Below are 16,480 nucleotides of genomic sequence, written 5' to 3' on the forward strand. Positions count from 1 at the left end.
CTTCCTTGAAGCAGACAGCTAACAAGCTTAGCCGTTTCGACCGGATTTCCGAACAGATTTCCTCGTCGAACAAGACGGCGAGCAGGCGTGCACCGGGCAAACAGGCTGAAGAAGCCCCTTTATCGACACGCTTTGGCGCGGGGGCCAGGGCGCCTGGCCGACCACAACCTATCTGTGCAGGCACCAATCGGCATTGCAACGTCGTTTCAATCGTGCCCTATATCGCGACGTCTTACACCGCCCATGCGCAACATGACCGCAACGCTTCCGCAGTTTCCTCTGTCCCTCGCCCAACGATCGAGCTTGCCCGCCAGCAACCCGCAGAATCGCGGATTTGCGGGTTGGGTTCGACCGCGCCGCCGCGATGCCGATTGCAACGGGCGCGCGATCGGCTCCGTTTGCGGGGCGACATGATGCCTTCCATCCCATTGCCGTTCGTGGTCGCGCTGCTGCTTGCGGTCCTGTTCGTTCGCATCGTCGCCCAACGTGATCGCTTTTTTCGGCCGACAACGGTTTTCGTCGCCGCCTGCATCCTCCTGGTCGTGACGGTCGGCCTGCGCTGGACCACGGACCTTCGGTGGATACGGTTCCTCCAACCGGTCGTCGCGGCCCTGCTGCCGCCCATCGCATGGTTTTGTTTTTCAGAGCTGCGCGCGCCATATCGGCGACGATACTGGCCTCATCTGCTCGTTCCGGTCACGATCCTGATCCTCTCCGCCTCATGGCAAAACTGGCATTCGCCGATCGACCTTGTTCTGGCCCTTCTCTACTTCGGCTATGCCGCATCGCTCGCTCACAAGGCTTTCGTGTCGCACGGCAACTTCGACAACGCTCGGCTGGCTGATGGCGGGGAAGCACGCCGTGCAGTGCTTGTCGTGGCGGGCCTCCTGTCGGCATCCGGAATGATCGATCTCCTGATCGCAGCCGACTTCGACCTTTATCGCGGAAGCCACGCCGCATCGATCGTCGCGGCAGCCAACATGCTGACGCTGCCCCTCGTTTCCTACGCAATCGCCGTGATGGGGCGGAGCGTGCCGGAGAGCGACGCCTCTTTGCCCGAAGAGACGTCGGTGGCGGCGGAATTCCCCACCACCGCACACGCCGCCACCGAAAACCACCACCGCCATATCGTCGAAACGATCGAGGCTGCGATGCGAGACAAGGAGCTGTTTCGCGACCCGGATCTGACCTTGCGCCGATTGTCGCGCAGGCTGGCGATACCCTCCAGGCAGATATCCGCTGCCATCAACCGCACCTCTTCCCGCAACGTGTCGCAGGTCGTGAACGAATACCGCGTTCGCGAAGCGATGCGCCTGCTGCAAGAGACCAATCTGCCGATCACCGCAGCCATGCTGGAGTCGGGCTTCCAGACCAAATCCAACTTCAACCGAGAGTTCCTGAGAGTGACCGGCACGACGCCACGTGAGTACCGCCGCGGGAATACGGGTGACGCAAGCGATGCGGTTACGGCGCAGCCGGGATCGCCTTCGCCAGGAACTCGATGACGCGTGAAGCTATCTCATCGTGGATCTCTTCCCGCCCCCGAAGTCCACCGTCTCTGCAGACGATGCCATCGCCGGGCGTTTCCGCCTCGATCAACTCCGCAGCCCCTGGCTTGCACGTCTGCATGAAGCTGAAATGCATCGCGTCGGCAATCTCGACATAGGCAGACGTGGCTTTCGGCAAGTGCGCGGCGAGATAGCCGGATTCGAGCCTTGCCGGCATGTCGCCAACATCGATGCCCGCAGCAAGGACGAGTGACGGGACGCGAAGACGCGCCAGATCGTCAGGATCGAATCCGCGTGCCAGTCCCAGATCGAGAGAGACGAAAGCGCCAAGCCGAGGATCGCGCAGATCGCTTTCGAGTTCGGGGCGGTCAAGACCCAATTCTTCGCTGAGGCTGCAGGCGCGCGGGCTCGCATTCGTCCGGCAATCCTGTCGAAAGCGATCGATATCGAACCGCGCGCCGGCCAGAGCACTGACGGTCCATCCGCCGAGCGAGTGCCCAACGGCCGCAATCCGGCTTTCGTCGACTTTGCCGACGAGTGCCTGATCGGCAAGGATGGCGTCGATGACCCGGGTCAGATCACGTGGGCGCTCCGATAGGGCGGCCGCAAGCTTGGCATCCCTGTTGAACGTGGTCGTGCCGGGATGATCCGGCGCCGCAACGACATAGCCCTGCTCGACCAGCTTGGCGGCCAGCCAGTTCATATTGCGCCAATTGCCGCCATAGCCGTGGGAAAGCACCACGCGCGGGCGTGTCCTGTCTGCGACCACCGCATCCCTGATGGCGCCGATCCCGTAAAAGGCCCGGTTTTCGCCAACGGTCACGGCAACTGCCTGATCCCGGGTGGGATACCAGAACGCCACGTGGAGGGGGCGCGCGCCGTCGATATCGAGGTCGGCCTCGCGAAAGCCGATCTTATCTGCTGCATGGGCCAGCACTGCAGCATGCAGCCACAGCGCGCCGGCGAAAACGAAGGATCTGAACATGAAAGCCCCTTAGGTTGGAAACCTGGCCTGCATGTCCTGAGAGCGGCGGATCGGCGACCTCGAACGCGATCGAGGACGAAACGCAACCGATAACATTCGGCTTCTCTGCGCTGACGCGTCGGCGAGACCTATCGTTTGGCCTGCTTTTTACCAGGCTCGCTGTTCGCCTCTTCCTGCGGCTCGACATCCGGCTTTTCGTGCCGAATGGCTCTTGCCTCCAAGTGGCCGATGAGAGTGAGCACTGCAAATGCGGAACCGACCGCGAGGCCCGCAACGATCCAATGGCCGAATCCGACAGAAATGCCGATCGCGCCGGCGAGCCAGAGGCTGGCGCCGGTCGTCAGACCCTGAACCTCGCCGCGAGACAGCACGATCGTGCCGGCGGCAAGGAAAGCGACACCGGCCGTCACTGCCTCAACGACCCGCAACGGATCGATCCGGACGCGGTCGTCGAAGAAGTCGCCAAGCCGCACGCTCTCCATCGAGATGATGCCGAAGGTGCAGGCTGCAAGGCAGACGAGCATATGAGTCTTGAGGCCGGCCGGTCGCGCCTTGATCTCGCGCTCGAAGCCGATGACCGCGCCCATCACCAGCGCGCCAAGGATGCGCGCAAAAATGACCGCATAGGGAATTTGCGACGGCGGGAACAATTCGGCGGTGATCTGATCCATGCGGAACCAACGCAAAGCCTTCGCATTGGTTCCGCATGATGGCGCCCGGCCTCACCCAGTGCGCAGGCGCCAGGAGCGGCCTGTCCCCACCCCGCTCCGAAGTCGTGCCCGATTGATCAGTTGCCGAGGGCTGCGAGTGCGGCGTCCAGGCGTTCCTGCGCCTTTTTCGGGTTCTTGGCGGCCTTCGCGGCGTCAAGATTGGCTGGCGCATCGCCGACCTGAACGACACCCACCATGCCCATGCCGTAATGCGGCGTGCACTTGACGCCGTAGAGGCCGGGGGCCGTGAACGTGACCTTGTAGTTTTCGTTGATCTTGCTTTTGAAAGCTTCGGCGCCATCGGGGATCATGCCCTTGATGGTTTCGACGTTATGCCCCTTGTCGGTAGGGATGAAGGTGACCGTGTCGCCGGGGGCAACTTTCAGCGACGCCGGCTCGAAAACCATTGCGCCATCCTTGCCCTTGTTCAGCATGTGCACTTCGAAGTCTGCGGCGGCTGCCGGTGCGGCGACCAGCATTGCCGCGATCGCGATACCAAGTCCGCTCTTGATTGCATTCAACATCGTCTTCTCCATTTGAGCGACCAGCCCGTGCTCGGGTTGTTCGAGAGAAGACTTAAGCCTGAGACGAGCCCTCCACTTTGATGCGCGTCAAATTCGCGTCGCTTTTTCGTCGGTATTGACAATAGATAGGATTCCTATATTTATCGCCCCTATGAGCACGGAACCTGACACCACACCTGCCCTGGTCGACCGGATCGGCGACGGCCTTTCCCGCGTGGCAACGGCCATGCGCACCGAAGCCTGGGCGAGCGCAGAGGCGATCGGCCTCAATCCGACGCAGTTGCAGATCCTGACCTTCCTGATTGCCCGCGGCCGGAGCGGAATGCGGGTCAAGCAGATCGCCGGCTATCTCGGCGTCAGCCAGCCGACAACGACGGATTCGGTCAATGCGCTCTTGCGCAAGGGGCTGGTCGAAAAGCGGCCGGATCCGAGCGACGCGCGCGCCCTTTCTGTCGCAACGACGCCGGCCGGCGAGGATGCCGTCCGTCAGGCAGGGCGGCTCGCCTCTGCAACGGAGGATGCCATAGCCTCGCTTTCGAGGCTCGAGCAGCAGGATCTGCTCATGCACCTTATCAAGATCATCCGCCGCCTGCAGACGGCCGGTGCCATTCCGGAACAGCGCATGTGCGTCAACTGTCGCTACTTCCGGCCACATGCCTATGACGACCCGAAAGCGCCGCATCATTGCGCGTTCGTCGATGCCGCCTTCGGGCCGGCGGAACTGCGCATCGACTGCGGCGAATACGAAACGGCCGAGCTCGAGGCGCAACGGGCCGCCTGGCGCATTTTCAATCGAGAGACGGTCTGATCATGCGAAACGATACAGCCGCCACCGCCGGGTCCGGCGGTTCCGAGCGCGTCTCGGAGCCCCTCCGGTGCGATCGCAAAAAGCTTCACCATCGGACTTCGCGAGCACTGTTTCCTGTGCAACCGGACAGACGATGATGTCGGCGCCGGTCCGACGACTGCCATCGGCGGACCGGCAATTTTCTCCCTCCACGCAAACAGAAAGAGAAAACCATGAGCAGAATTAATCTAGTCGACCCCGTTTCGGCAACCGGTCCCAGCGCCGAACTGCTTGGCGAAATCCGCTCGGCCTTCGGGGTGACGCCCAACATGTTCCGGGCCGTCGCCAATTCGCCGGCAGCCCTTGCCAGCATGTGGGGCTCCTTCGGCGCGCTCGGCAACGGGCGCCTCGGCGCGAAACTCGGCGAGCAGATTGCCGTTGCGGTCGCCGATCGCAACGATTGCCACTATTGCCTGGCGGCTCACACCGCCCTTGGCCGCAAGGCAGGCGCCAGTGCCGAAGAGATGACGAATGCGCAGCGCGGCAAATCCTCCGATCCGAGGACGGCGGCGGCCCTTGCCTTCGCGCAGAAACTCGTCGAAGCGCGCGGACAGGTATCCGATGCGGATCTGCGCGCCTTGCGCGACGCCGGCTTCGACGACCAGGACGTCATCGAGATCATCGCCCATGTCGCGCTCAACCTGTTCACCAATTACGTCAACGTCGCGCTTGCCGTTCCGGTCGATTTCCCCGGCGTGAAGCTCGTTCGCGAAGCCGCCTGATCCGCGCCTGTCGCAATGGCCGGGCGACGAGCGCTCGCCCGGCCGCCTTGGAGATGAGGACAATGAACAGCAATCACAGGATCGCGGCTCCGGAACTCGCCGTTTCAACCTGGTTCAACACGCCGGAACGCTTGAGCCTCGCGCAGCTTCGCGGCCGGGTCGTGTTCCTTCATGCGTTTCAGATGCTCTGCCCCGCCTGCGTTTCGCACGGCCTGCCACAGACCCAGCGTGTCCAGAGCATTTTCCGCGACACCGACCTTCAGGTCATCGGCCTGCATTCGGTGTTCGAGCATCACGCGGTCATGACGCCGGAAGCGCTGCAGGCTTTCATTCATGAATACAGACTGACCTTTCCGATCGCCGTCGACGAGCCTTCCGACCGGGGACCGATACCGAAAACCATGGAACGCTACGGCATGCGGGGCACGCCGACGGCGATCATCATCGGCCGCGACGGCAAGATCGAACACCACCGTTTCGGCATAGAGGACGACATGGTCATCGGCGCGCGTCTTGCCACGCTCATCGCCGCCCCGATCCCCGATCTCGTAACGACGACCGCTGAGGCCGGGTGTACCAGCGACGGCTGCATCCCCGGCGCCCGGGTCGGCTAAAGCCCTTAAAGCATGGAGAAACAGACGATGACGACCAGAAAGGCGCTCGCCCTCAGGCATGTGCATTTCGAAGATCTCGGCAGCTTTTCCGGACCGCTGCGGGCGGCGGGCTTCGAAATCGAATACCGCGATGTCGGCGACGAAAACTACCTGTCTTTCGATCCATTGGAACCCGATCTCGTCATCGTGCTCGGGGGCCCGATCGGCGTCTATGAAGACGAGGCCTATCCCTTCGTCGCCGAAGAGATCGCCATGCTTCAGGCGCGCCTTGCCGGCGACCGGCCAACGCTCGGCATCTGCCTCGGCGCCCAGTTGATCGCCCGGGCGCTCGGCGCCCACGTCTACGCCTCCGGTGACAAGGAGATCGGATTTTCGCCACTGAGCCTCACCGCCGCAGGCCAGGCCTCGCCGCTGCGCCATCTGGCTGACGTCGCCGTTCTCCATTGGCACGGCGACACCTACGATCTGCCCGCCGGCACGGACCTGCTGGCATCGACGCCGCAGACCGTCCAGCAAGCCTTCGCACGCGGAACGACCGTGCTCGCGCTTCAGTTTCACCCGGAGGCCGAAGCTGGCGCGGCATTCGAACGCTGGCTCGTCGGTCACGCCTGCGAACTGGCAGCCGCCGGGCTCAGCGTGCCGGATCTGCGTGCCGATGCCCGACGTCTCGGCCCGCGCCTGGAGGTCGCGGCGGCTTCGTTGATTGTCGAATGGCTGGAGAACATCGATGGTTGAGCCGGCATCGATCGCGCTCGACGCCCTGCTCATCGGCACCCTCTCGCCGATCGACGAGCGGGGAACCTTGAGCGGCATCGACAAACACCCGGCCGCCGGTCCGGTGCATCTGGGCTCCACGGGCCTTGCTGGCGATCACCAGGGCGATCTCAAGAGGCATGGCGGCCCCGACAAGGCCGTGCATCACTACCCACGCGACCATTATCGGGCATGGGTCGACGAAATCGGGCGCGTTTCCCGGCTGGAGCAGCCGGGCGCGTTCGGCGAGAACGTCTCGACCTTAGGGCTGACCGAAAGCGATGTGGCGGTCGGCGATCGGTTTCGCCTCGGCGAGGCCCTGCTGGAGGTGAGCCAGGGCCGGCAACCATGCTGGAAGCTCAATCGCCGCTTCGATCTGCCGGACATGGCGCGCCGCGTTCAGCAAACCGGCCGCACCGGGTGGTACTACCGCATCATCGAAACCGGCATGGTTTCACCCGGCGACGGGATGCAGCTTGTCGAACGCCGCCACCCGGAATGGACGATCGCCCGGCTGTGGCACTATCTCTACGTCGACACGCTCAACCGCGACGCGCTGCGCGAGATCGCAAGCCTCGCCATTCTACCGCCGAATTGGCGGGACTATGCGGCCAAGCGCCTGCAGACACGGGCTGTCGAGGATTGGTCGCGCCGGCTCGATGGCGAGGCGCATACCTCAACGCCTGGCGACGCCGCCCAGGGCCGTGACCGGACGCCGACGAACGGATGACGCCGCCCTGCGGCGGGTGGCGCTCCGCTCCGGCTGCGCCAGCATCTCGGCGATCTCATTGGCAATGAAGATCGCATGATCGTTGACCTGCGGCAGGCCCATGAGCTCGCCGAACGTGCCACGCGCCAGCGGCCCGGCAACGATCAGCGACCTTTCCGCCGTCCCGCCAGCGCCGATCGCCCGGCTCGTTTCGTCGCAGGCAAGTCCGAGCCCGACGCTGTCGGCGCGCAGCCAGCCCTTCGACGCCAGATCCGCCAGCCAGCCCTGGCTCGAAAGAATGCCGGTATGCGCCGGGCCGGTCGTCACCACGCAGGCATCGAACAACAGGCGTTCCCGCAGGCGCGTCTGCCGGTGTCGGATATCGACCGCAACGACCTGGCCATAGCGTTCGACGCCTTCGATCGAAGCGGCGAGGATGCGCAGCTGCCCGGCGTCGATCGCCTGCCGGATCGCGTCGTCGATCTGCGGCGCCACGCGGAAGCGGTGTGCGTCCCAGAACGGTCGCAAGCGCTGCACGAGGCGGCGTCGCTCCGCCACCGGCAACGCCCGCCAGACTTGCCCGCCCTGGCCGCGCAGGGCGTCGAAAACCGCATGCCAGCTCAGCCCGACGACCGCGGCCTGCCGGACGGCCAGACGGACCCTTCGAAGCAGCCCGAGTGCCGTTGTCGCGGGGTCGCTGACGAAATCGCCGAACGGCTCCTGCGTTTTTCCTGCATGGCCGCGCGAACGCAGGCCACGGCGCGACAGGGCGACGATCGCGCCGCGATGGTCGGCGAGCCTCAGCGAGGCGATCACATCCGCCGCCGTCAGGCCGTTTCCAAGCACCAGAACATGGTCATCGGGGCGAAGGCACGCGAGCGAGCCGGCGACGGTGGTGTCGGCGACGAAACGCGGGTGGCCATCGAGCGCCTGAGCCAGGTTTTTCGGCGCGCATGGCGCGGGATGCGTCGTGGCGATCACGACGATATCGGCCAGCAGTTCCGTGCCCGCGTCGGAGCGCAACCGCCAGCGCGTTCCATCCCGCTCGATGCGCTCGACACGTTCGCGCCGATGCACGACCTTGCCGCTTCTGACGAACGGAGCGACAAACTCGCCGACATATCGCCCGAACACCGCTCGCCGCACATAGAGATTGCCGTCGGCCGCTCTTGCGTCCGGGTCGCCCCGCGGTTCGCCACGGGCCGAGAGCCAATTCAGGAAGTCGTCGGGATCATCCGGAACGAGGCTCATGCGCGCCGCAGGCACGTTGGTGCGATGGGCGGGATTGCCGGTATCATAGGCAAGGCCCGCCCCGAGCCGGCCTCGCGGCTCGAAGACGACGATCGCCGCGCCGTCGCTGGCCGCATTGCGCGCGAGGTTTGCCGCCACCACGGCGCCGGTGAAACCGCCGCCGACAATCGCAACCACCGTTCGCCGTGAGCCCGTCACGATTGCGAGACCTTCAGCTTTGGACGATGATCGCCGGCGATGGTTTCGCCGAATGGCCCGGTGTTGATCGAGGTCTCGCGGGCCGGAATGGCATGCGCCAGCGGCAGGTGGGGCAGAACCAGCTCGCCGAAACGATAGGCCTCTTCCAGATGCGGGTAACCGGACAGGATGAAGCTGTCGATGCCGATTTGCCGGTACTCTTCCATGCGCGCCTTGACTTGATCGGGATCGCCGACGAGCGCCGTTCCGGCGCCTCCGCGCACCAGGCCGACGCCGGCCCAGAGATTGGGAGCAATTTCGAGCTTGTCGCGCCGACCGCCATGCAGGCGACTCATGCGGCTCTGACCAACCGAATCCATGCGCTCGAACACCTTCTGTGCGGCGGCAATCGTTTCGTCGTCCACATATTGTATCAGTTCGTCGGCCGCCTGCCATGCCTCCCTTGCGGTTTCGCGAACGATGACATGAAGACGGATGCCGAAGGTGACCTCCCTGCCCTCGGCATCGGCCAAGGCGCGGACTTCGGCGATCTTCCGGGCGACGTCCTCGACCGGCTCGCCCCAGGTCAGGTACTTGTCGATCGTGCGCGCTGCGACCTCCTGCCCCTTGCCGGAAGAACCGCCGAAATAGAGTGGCGGGTGGGGCTGCTGCACGCACGGAAACAGGAGTTTGCCGCCCTCGATATCGAAGTGGTTCCCCTTGAAATCGACCTCTTCCCCGCGAAGCACCGCCTTGTAGATGTTCAGGAACTCCTCGGTGACCTCGTAGCGTTCGCCATGCGCGAGGTGGATGCCGTCGCCCTTGTTCTCGATCGGATCGCCGCCGGTTACGACGTTGATCAGCAGCCGCCCGCCGGAGAGGCGGTCCAGCGTCGCGGTCATGCGTGCGGCAAGCGTCGGCGAAAGCAGGCCGGGCCGAACAGCGATCAGGAATCGCAGCTTTTCGGTGAGCGGCGCCAGCGCCGAGGCCACCACCCAACTGTCCTCGCAGCTACGACCGGTGGGAATGAGCACGCCGTGGTAGCCGAGCGTATCGGCGGCCTGCGCCACCTGCTTGAGATAGTTGAGATCGACGTTTCGCCCACCGCGCGTGGTTCCGAGATAGCGGCTGTCGCCGTGGGTCGGCAAGAACCACAACACATTGATCTTCTCGGGGATTTCGTTGGGCACAGTTCCCATTCGCGCAAGCCTCCTCACAGACTCCTTGAGACGACAGCCGGGGCCGTCCTCTATCGCCAAAAAGCATAAACTCTATAAAATTTATTGACAATAAGAATTCGGGCGATCATCCTTGTTGCGAGGAAAAATTTTTCCCGTATCGGCCGCCAGCGATCGGGAATTAGATGAAATTTTTCGAGGATTTGGCCATGACCATCGCGCTTGCCGCTTCTCCCGCCTTTAATGCCATCGTTCCGACCGCCGATGGTTACGGACAGATCACCACGCCGGCACTGAAGGCGGCCATGCGCAACTTCTCCGGCGGCGTCTCGGTCATCACCGCCGGGATCGGAGACGAACGCACCGGCGCCACGGTCACCTCCGCGACCGCGCTCGCCGTCGATCCACCGACGATGATCGTCAACATCAATCGCACGTCGTCGACCTGGCCGGTCATCGAGCGCTACCGGCATTTCTGCGTCAACCTGCTGTCACGGGAGCAGCAACGGGTTGCCGAGCGCTTCTCCGGCGTCGAGGGCATCAAGGGGGCGGCCCGCTACGATGGCGCCGAATGGATCCGGCTTGCCAGCGGCGCCTCTGCGCTGGCCGGTGCGCTCGCCGCCATCGACTGCGAGGTCGAGGAGATCATCGAGCGCCACAGTCATGCGATCATCCTTGGCCGGGTGGTGGCGATTACGGCGGGGACAGGCGACCCGATCGTCTACCACAACGGCCGCTACGGCGGTCTGCAGTTCTGACACTGCCTGCTTGCACGGGCACAGAGCGCTGCCACGGGCATAAATTTTGGAATGCGCTCTCAATCGACTGGCAGAATGCGGAATATTTTATCTACATAAAATCCATGCTTTTAATCAACATATTGACATGACTTCCTGAGGAAGCCGCAACCAGACCGTTGAGGAGCATACAATGACGATCCGCAGACGCACCCTTCTTGCCGCCAGTGCCGCCCTGTTCGCGACGACGCTTTCCCTTCCGGCCCATGCGGACGAAACGACGCTGACCATCGGCTATCAGCCGATCGTCGAGCCCTCGCGTGTGCCGCAGGCCGACGGGACCTATGAAAAGGTGACCGGCGCCAAGATCAACTGGCAGAAATTCGATGGCGGCGCGGACGTGATCGCCGCACTTGCCTCCGGGTCGATCGACATCGGCTATGTCGGATCCTCGCCGCTTGCGGCGGCCGCGAGCCGACAGATCCCGCTCGAAACGATCTTCGTCGTCGGCCTGATCAGCGATGCGGAGGCGCTGGCGGTCAAGGGCATCGGCAAACCGGACGAACTCGCGGGCAAGAAGATCGCGACGCCTTTCGTCTCCACAGCCCATTACAGCCTGCTCACCGCCTTGAAACACTGGAACATCGATCCGAAGTCGGTCGAGATCCTCAACCTCAGGCCGCCGGAGATCGCGGCCGCCTGGCAGCGCGGCGATATCGACGGCGCCTATGTCTGGGATCCGGTTCTGTCCGAAATCAAGAAAACCGCGACCGTGCTTGCAACATCAAGCGACGTTGCGAAATGGGGCGGGCCGACCTTCGATGCCTGGATCGTCAGCAAGAAGTTTGCCGAAGAACACCCTGACATCGTAACCGGCTTCGTCAAAGTGACCGGCGATGCCTATGCCGACTACCGCACCAAGCCGGAATCTTGGAGCGCCGGCTCGCCTGAGGCCGAGAAGATCGCGCGGCTGACCGGCGCCAAGCCTGAGGAAGTGCCGAACCTTCTCAAGGGCTATTACTTCCCGTCGCTCGAAGAACAGGCAAGCGCCGATCTTCTCGGCGGCGCAACTGCCAAGGCAATCGCGCAGACCTCGGCCTTCCTGCTTGAACAGGGCAAGATCCCGGCGGTGCTTCCCGACTATGCGCCCTACGTTTCCGCCCGTTGGGCGCAGGAAGCCGCAAAGCTCTCGTTCTGACGTTCGCTCAATTGCTGCCCGCCCGATGAAACCTTCGGGCGGGCACAATGCGCCATGCCAGGAGAACTGCATGTCCGTCCTCTCCCTTGAGAATGTCACACTGCGCTATGCGGGCGCCGATGGCGGACAGCCGCCGGTGCTCGCATCCGTCGACCTGTCGATCGACCAGGACGAATTCGTCGTCGTCATCGGTCGTTCCGGGTCGGGCAAGACCAGCCTTCTCAACCTGGCCGCGGGTTTCGTGAGACCGAGCAGCGGTCGCATTCGCCTCGACGGCGCGCCGGTCACCGGCCCCGGGGCAGAGCGCGCTGTCGTGTTCCAGGACGATGCGCTCTACCCGTGGCTGACCGCCCTCGAAAATGTCGCCTTTCCCTTGCGCCTGCGTGGATTTTCCAGGGTCGATCGGCTGGCGCGGGCGCACGCGCTTCTCGACCAGGTCGGGTTGCGGGATGCGTCGGGGCGACATGTCTGGGAACTCTCCGGCGGCATGCGCCAGCGCGTCGGCATCGCCCGCGCGCTCGCCTCAAGCCCGAAGTTCCTGTTGATGGACGAGCCGCTTGGCGCGCTCGACGCGCTGACCCGCAGCCGCATGCAGGGCTTCCTCCTCGAGGTCTGGCAAGCAAACGGCGTCGGCGCGCTGTTGATCACCCACAGCATCGAGGAGGCGCTGCTGCTTGCAACGCGGATCGTCGTGCTTGCCCCCAAGCCTGGCCGGATCGCGAGCGAAATCGTCACGACCTTCGGCCGCGAACATCTTGCCGGAACGCCGCCTTCCGAGATCCGCAGTTCCCCCGCCTTTCGCCGCCTGCAGGACGAATTGACCGCGCTCATCCACGCAGAAGAGGAAGGAATTGCCGCATGAGCATCTCGGCCGAAGGTCTGCCGCCAATCATGCCGGCGGCGCGCGACGTCGACGGGCAATCGGACCAAGATGCCGGCCGGCCGCCCTTGCCGCTAGTCTGGATTTCGCTCGCGACGATCGCGGCTCTCCTTTTCCTCTGGAGCCTCGCATCCAGCTACGGCTTCGTCTCGCCGCTGTTCCTGCCGTCTCCCATTGCCGTCTATCAGGCGCTTAGGAGCCTTGCCGTCACCGGATTTGTCGATGCGACGCTCGCTGAGCATGTCGGCGCCAGCCTTCTGCGCATATTCGGCGCGCTTGCCGTCGCCCTCGTCGTCGGCGTTCCGGCCGGCCTTGCCATCGGGGCGAGCCGCCTGGGCAAGGGTATTCTCGATCCGATCGTCGAGTTCCTGCGGCCGCTGCCGCCGCTTGCCTATCTGCCCCTGGTGATCATCTGGCTCGGCATCGGCGAGGCGTCGAAGATTGCGGTGATTGCGCTGGCGATGCTTCCTCCGGTCATCCTTTCGACGGCAACCGGCGTCCGGTCCGCATCGGCCGATCACATCAACGCAGCGCGCTCCTTCGGCGCGTCGCGCCTGCAGGTCCTGCGCCACGTCGTCGTGCCGAGCGCCCTGCCCTCAATCCTCACGGGAACCCGCATCGCGCTCGGCGCCGGGTGGTCGACGCTGGTGGCGGCCGAACTGGTCGCGGCGACCCGCGGCCTCGGCTTCATGATCCAGTCCGCCGCCCAGTTCCTGGTGACCGACGTGGTCATCGCCGGCATCGTCGTCATCGCCGCCGTCGCCTTCCTGTTCGAGCTGGCGGCACGCCTTATCGAACGCTGGCTGGTGCCCTGGTCGACACGCCGCTGAGCGGCAGGCGTCAGCCGGTTTTCAGGGTGATCCGGTGCCGCGTGGCGATCAGCCGGGCGGCCGCATAGGTCTGCGTGACGATCTCCGGCACGAGATCGATGTCGGGCAGGCTGCCGACGCCGAGCGGCCCGATTGCATAGAGATTGCGCGTCGGAACTCCGCCCGTGAGCACCTCGCCCGCTGGGCTGACGGCAATGCCGAGATCGAGCTCGTCGGGTTCGGCAAGCCCGCCGGAAAAGAGGCTCTGCATCAACGGCGCCTGAAGATCGGGTGCCGAACAGCGACAATCGATCACCTGATCGGCAGCAAGCAGTGTCTCGTCACTTTCGCCGGCAAAGCACACCATCAACCCTTCCGGACGGCGCCGCCCAGCCCAGCCCTTGCGCAGAACGGTCCGCTCGCTGGCAAGCTCCTGCCGTAGACGCAGGTATAGTGGCGCCGGCAAGCGGTTGCGATGGCTATCGTAGATCGAGCGCAGATGCCGGTTGAACCGGTGTTTTTCTTCTTCGGGCAGCGCCTGCCACAGGGAACGCGCCCGCCGGCGCAGGCCGTTCATGGCCGCCTGCCAGCCGAGCCCCGCCGCTTCTGCTTCGGCGCAAGCCTGCCGGACGAAGCGAACGATCTCTCCGAGGCGCGTCGGCATGGGTTCCACCGGAAATGTCGGCGCCGCCGACAGACGGGTATGCGGCTGCGGCAGGAAGCCATGTCGCGACAGGATGGTGACTTCGCCGGCAAAGCCGTTGTCGCGGAGTTGCAGCAGGCGGTCCACCACCCGGACCCCGCTACCGAGCAGGACCGTGTGGCGCGGCACGACGAGACGACGGGCGCGCACAAGCGGCTTTTCCTCGTCGGCGACCTCGATCTCACCGCGGCGCAAGCCAAAACCGGTCGCCAGCACGACGGCATCGCATTCCACCGTCGCGTTCTCCTGCACCACCAGGAAGCGCCCATTGGCCTGCTTGCGAAGGCCAAGCACCGCCTGGCAGGAGAGCTGCATCGAGATATCGGGCCGGCGCGTCAGCGCCTCGGAAAAGCGCTGATAGACATAATCGCTGAAGATGCTCTTCGGCACGAAGATCTGCTGGAAGCCGGGAATGGCCGCCGGTACGGCCGCGCGGAATTCGGCATTGGCCGAGAGCCAGTCATTGAAATCTTCGGGCTGGCCGGCCGCCACCGAAAGGTCGCGAACGCGACTGTTGAGGATTTCGCCGGTCTGGGCGGCCGCCAGGACCTGGCCGCCGCTGATCGTCGGCTGAGGATCGAAGAGATGGACGTGAAAGGCGGTGCGCACCGACTTCATCAGCGCGATGGCCATCATCACGCCGGAGAACCCGCGGCCGACGATGGCGATATGCGGCTTGCCCCTGGCACCGGGTTCCGTCGGAGACGTCTTGGCAAACAATCCATGGACAGTCATGTGCACTCTCCTATGGCCGGCCCAACCGGCGAAGTTTGAAATGCATGGCTGTTTCGGTCCTCAACGCAGACACCGACCGACTTGTGCAGGTATAGGCGACCGTACGCGGGGTCGCGAGAAGATATCGTCCGCCGCAACGGCGGTCGAGCCCGTATGCCCTATCCCGGCTGGCCTGGCACCTTGGCGCATGCGCATCCCTAGACGGTATACTCTATAAACTTTGTGCGTTATTAGAGCGCGAAACGGCGCCAACATCAAGGGCCGCGTGAAATGACGGCGCGACGCGCGCTCCGATATCGTCGTCCGGCGCGGTCAGGCCACACCGTTTGGCAAGGGTGACCGTTCCGAAAATTCGCCAGGCTGGCCGCGCGTCATCTCGCGGCGCGAAATCCCGTTCAATACCCTCAACAGGTCATAGCCATGCGACCAGCGGCCAAAACCGCTGGCGATGTTGATGTGCCCGGCATGACCGAGGTCGACAAGACGGCTGCCCCAGCGCGTCGAGAAATGGCGTAGGCGGTCGAAAGGCATATACGGATCGTTGAGGCTGCCGACGGCGAGACTTGAAAAAGGCAACGGTAGGTCGGGCATCGGTCCGAAATCGACCGCGCCCGGATGAAGCCGGTCGGTCGGGCCAAGATCACACGGTGCGACGAGCAAGGCGCTGCGTACCTGCCGGGCGAGCGGACGCCGCGCCAGATTGGCGACGAGAAGGCAGCCGAGGCTATGGGCCACCAGGTCGACGGTTCCGTGACGGAAGATCGCGCGTTCGAGCCTATCGCGCCAGAGGTCGAGTTTCGGGCGGTCCCAATCGTCCTGCTCGACGAGAATTGCCCGCGGATCGTCATTGAGCCAATGGCGCTGCCAGTGGCCGTTGGCCGATCCGAACAGCCCGGGAATGATGAGCGTTGTTGCCATGACATCAACCGCTTACGAGAACGTTTCAAGGTAACGGCCACGCGTCGTTGCGCACCCGATTCATGGCTTGATTATGGGAGAGCGGGCTGTGGTGCGTAAGCAAGGAACATTCAATATCTATAAATTCTATAGCATAACTTTTCAGCAACATCGCCCAACCTCGGATATTTTAGATGTCGGGCATGGAACAATGTTGGGAGCAGAGTGTTTCTTTGGACGCCGTCAGAAGCGAAATCAGTTTCCCTTCGAGCGGCGGAAGCGTCAAAAATTTGCGTTGTTGGAGCCCATGAAATTGGTAGTTTGGCGCCGAAAGATACCGGCGCTCGGACAAGCCGGCCAACCGGCGATTTGAAGATCGGTTTGGATGAGGGGATAGCGCAGCCGCACGCGGCTGCGGGGGCTAAGAGGTGACCGGAAGGTGACGGAGCGACGCAATGGGAACCGGTGGCGATTTCGCCAGCCGAGTGTTTTGCCTGGATTTGGATTGTCGCTCGGGATCACGCTGAGCTGGCTGGTTCTGAT

Annotated in this window: 18 protein-coding genes; 10 read left to right on the forward strand and 8 right to left on the reverse strand. The window is 64.0% G+C overall.

Annotation, left to right across the window (positions count from 1 at the left end):
- The first annotated feature begins 5 nt into the window (after positions 1 to 5).
- Positions 6 to 1,505, forward strand: a complete 1,500-nt coding sequence (locus C1A35_RS22225; protein ID WP_234822944.1) for a helix-turn-helix domain-containing protein — start codon at positions 6 to 8, stop codon at positions 1,503 to 1,505.
- Here the strand turns inward: C1A35_RS22225 and C1A35_RS22230 are convergent.
- From C1A35_RS22230 to C1A35_RS22240, 3 genes are all read right to left on the reverse strand, one after another.
- A complete protein-coding gene (locus tag C1A35_RS22230) occupies positions 1,465 to 2,493 on the reverse strand; it encodes an alpha/beta hydrolase family protein (RefSeq protein WP_104666422.1) in 1,029 nt (342 codons plus the stop codon). The genes C1A35_RS22225 and C1A35_RS22230 overlap by 41 nt on opposite strands.
- Before the next feature lie 128 nt (positions 2,494 to 2,621).
- On the reverse strand, positions 2,622 to 3,164 hold the full coding sequence (locus tag C1A35_RS22235) for an MgtC/SapB family protein (protein WP_104666423.1): 543 nt from the start codon (positions 3,162 to 3,164) through the stop codon (positions 2,622 to 2,624).
- Between the two features lie 116 nt (positions 3,165 to 3,280).
- Positions 3,281 to 3,727: a pseudoazurin gene (locus C1A35_RS22240; RefSeq protein WP_440271551.1), complete on the reverse strand. Its 447-nt coding sequence runs from the start codon at positions 3,725 to 3,727 to the stop codon at positions 3,281 to 3,283.
- Positions 3,728 to 3,878: 151 nt separating this feature from the next.
- Between C1A35_RS22240 and C1A35_RS22245 the strand changes: the two genes are divergently transcribed.
- The 5 genes from C1A35_RS22245 to C1A35_RS22265 all read left to right on the forward strand — a co-directional run bounded on the left by C1A35_RS22245 (position 3,879) and on the right by C1A35_RS22265 (position 7,393).
- The gene (locus C1A35_RS22245; protein ID WP_104666424.1) at positions 3,879 to 4,535 is read left to right on the forward strand and encodes a MarR family winged helix-turn-helix transcriptional regulator; all 657 of its coding nucleotides are present in this window, start codon (positions 3,879 to 3,881) and stop codon (positions 4,533 to 4,535) included.
- Between the two features lie 212 nt (positions 4,536 to 4,747).
- Positions 4,748 to 5,296: a carboxymuconolactone decarboxylase family protein gene (locus C1A35_RS22250; RefSeq protein WP_104666425.1), complete on the forward strand. Its 549-nt coding sequence runs from the start codon at positions 4,748 to 4,750 to the stop codon at positions 5,294 to 5,296.
- Between the two features lie 62 nt (positions 5,297 to 5,358).
- Positions 5,359 to 5,910: a peroxiredoxin family protein gene (locus tag C1A35_RS22255; protein ID WP_104666426.1), complete on the forward strand. Its 552-nt coding sequence runs from the start codon at positions 5,359 to 5,361 to the stop codon at positions 5,908 to 5,910.
- A gap of 27 nt (positions 5,911 to 5,937) precedes the next feature.
- A complete protein-coding gene (locus C1A35_RS22260; protein ID WP_104666427.1) occupies positions 5,938 to 6,645 on the forward strand; it encodes a glutamine amidotransferase in 708 nt (235 codons plus the stop codon).
- Positions 6,638 to 7,393 carry an MOSC domain-containing protein gene (locus C1A35_RS22265; RefSeq protein WP_104666428.1) on the forward strand — a complete coding sequence of 252 codons (756 nt, stop codon included), beginning with the start codon at positions 6,638 to 6,640 and terminating at the stop codon, positions 7,391 to 7,393. Before C1A35_RS22260 ends, C1A35_RS22265 begins: the two co-directional genes overlap by 8 nt.
- On the opposite strand, the gene C1A35_RS22270 is transcribed toward C1A35_RS22265, so the two are convergent.
- Together C1A35_RS22270 and ssuD are read right to left on the reverse strand one after the other, a co-directional pair.
- Positions 7,340 to 8,821: an FAD/NAD(P)-binding protein gene (locus C1A35_RS22270; RefSeq protein ID WP_234822945.1), complete on the reverse strand. Its 1,482-nt coding sequence runs from the start codon at positions 8,819 to 8,821 to the stop codon at positions 7,340 to 7,342. The genes C1A35_RS22265 and C1A35_RS22270 overlap by 54 nt on opposite strands.
- On the reverse strand, positions 8,818 to 9,999 hold the full coding sequence (gene ssuD, locus C1A35_RS22275) for an FMNH2-dependent alkanesulfonate monooxygenase (protein ID WP_199772996.1): 1,182 nt from the start codon (positions 9,997 to 9,999) through the stop codon (positions 8,818 to 8,820). The genes C1A35_RS22270 and ssuD overlap by 4 nt, the downstream gene beginning before the upstream one ends.
- A gap of 188 nt (positions 10,000 to 10,187) precedes the next feature.
- Here ssuD and C1A35_RS22280 point away from each other — a divergent pair, with 188 nt between their 5' ends.
- The 4 genes from C1A35_RS22280 to C1A35_RS22295 all read left to right on the forward strand — a co-directional run bounded on the left by C1A35_RS22280 (position 10,188) and on the right by C1A35_RS22295 (position 13,623).
- Positions 10,188 to 10,736: a flavin reductase family protein gene (locus tag C1A35_RS22280; RefSeq protein WP_104666462.1), complete on the forward strand. Its 549-nt coding sequence runs from the start codon at positions 10,188 to 10,190 to the stop codon at positions 10,734 to 10,736.
- Between the two features lie 172 nt (positions 10,737 to 10,908).
- Positions 10,909 to 11,913 (forward strand): taurine ABC transporter substrate-binding protein, encoded by a 1,005-nt coding sequence (gene tauA / locus C1A35_RS22285; RefSeq protein WP_104666429.1) that lies wholly within the window; start codon positions 10,909 to 10,911, stop codon positions 11,911 to 11,913.
- Positions 11,914 to 11,983: 70 nt separating this feature from the next.
- Entirely contained in the window at positions 11,984 to 12,775 is a 792-nt protein-coding gene (locus tag C1A35_RS22290; protein ID WP_104666430.1) for a taurine ABC transporter ATP-binding protein, read from the forward strand.
- Positions 12,772 to 13,623 carry an ABC transporter permease subunit gene (locus C1A35_RS22295; protein ID WP_104666431.1) on the forward strand — a complete coding sequence of 284 codons (852 nt, stop codon included), beginning with the start codon at positions 12,772 to 12,774 and terminating at the stop codon, positions 13,621 to 13,623. The genes C1A35_RS22290 and C1A35_RS22295 overlap by 4 nt, the downstream gene beginning before the upstream one ends.
- Before the next feature lie 10 nt (positions 13,624 to 13,633).
- Here C1A35_RS22295 and C1A35_RS22300 read toward each other — a convergent pair whose 3' ends face one another.
- The 3 genes from C1A35_RS22300 to C1A35_RS36555 form a co-directional block, all read right to left on the reverse strand.
- Entirely contained in the window at positions 13,634 to 15,040 is a 1,407-nt protein-coding gene (locus C1A35_RS22300) for an FAD/NAD(P)-binding protein (protein ID WP_104666432.1), read from the reverse strand.
- Between the two features lie 312 nt (positions 15,041 to 15,352).
- Positions 15,353 to 15,958: an RBBP9/YdeN family alpha/beta hydrolase gene (locus C1A35_RS22305; protein WP_104666433.1), complete on the reverse strand. Its 606-nt coding sequence runs from the start codon at positions 15,956 to 15,958 to the stop codon at positions 15,353 to 15,355.
- A 261-nt stretch (positions 15,959 to 16,219) separates the two neighbouring features.
- Positions 16,220 to 16,480: hypothetical protein (locus C1A35_RS36555; RefSeq protein WP_210202584.1), on the reverse strand; the 261-nt coding region annotated here is incomplete at its 5' end.

Origin of the sequence: Ensifer adhaerens (genome assembly GCF_002940685.1) — a bacterium.
Classification (GTDB): domain Bacteria; phylum Pseudomonadota; class Alphaproteobacteria; order Rhizobiales; family Rhizobiaceae; genus Ensifer; species Ensifer adhaerens_E.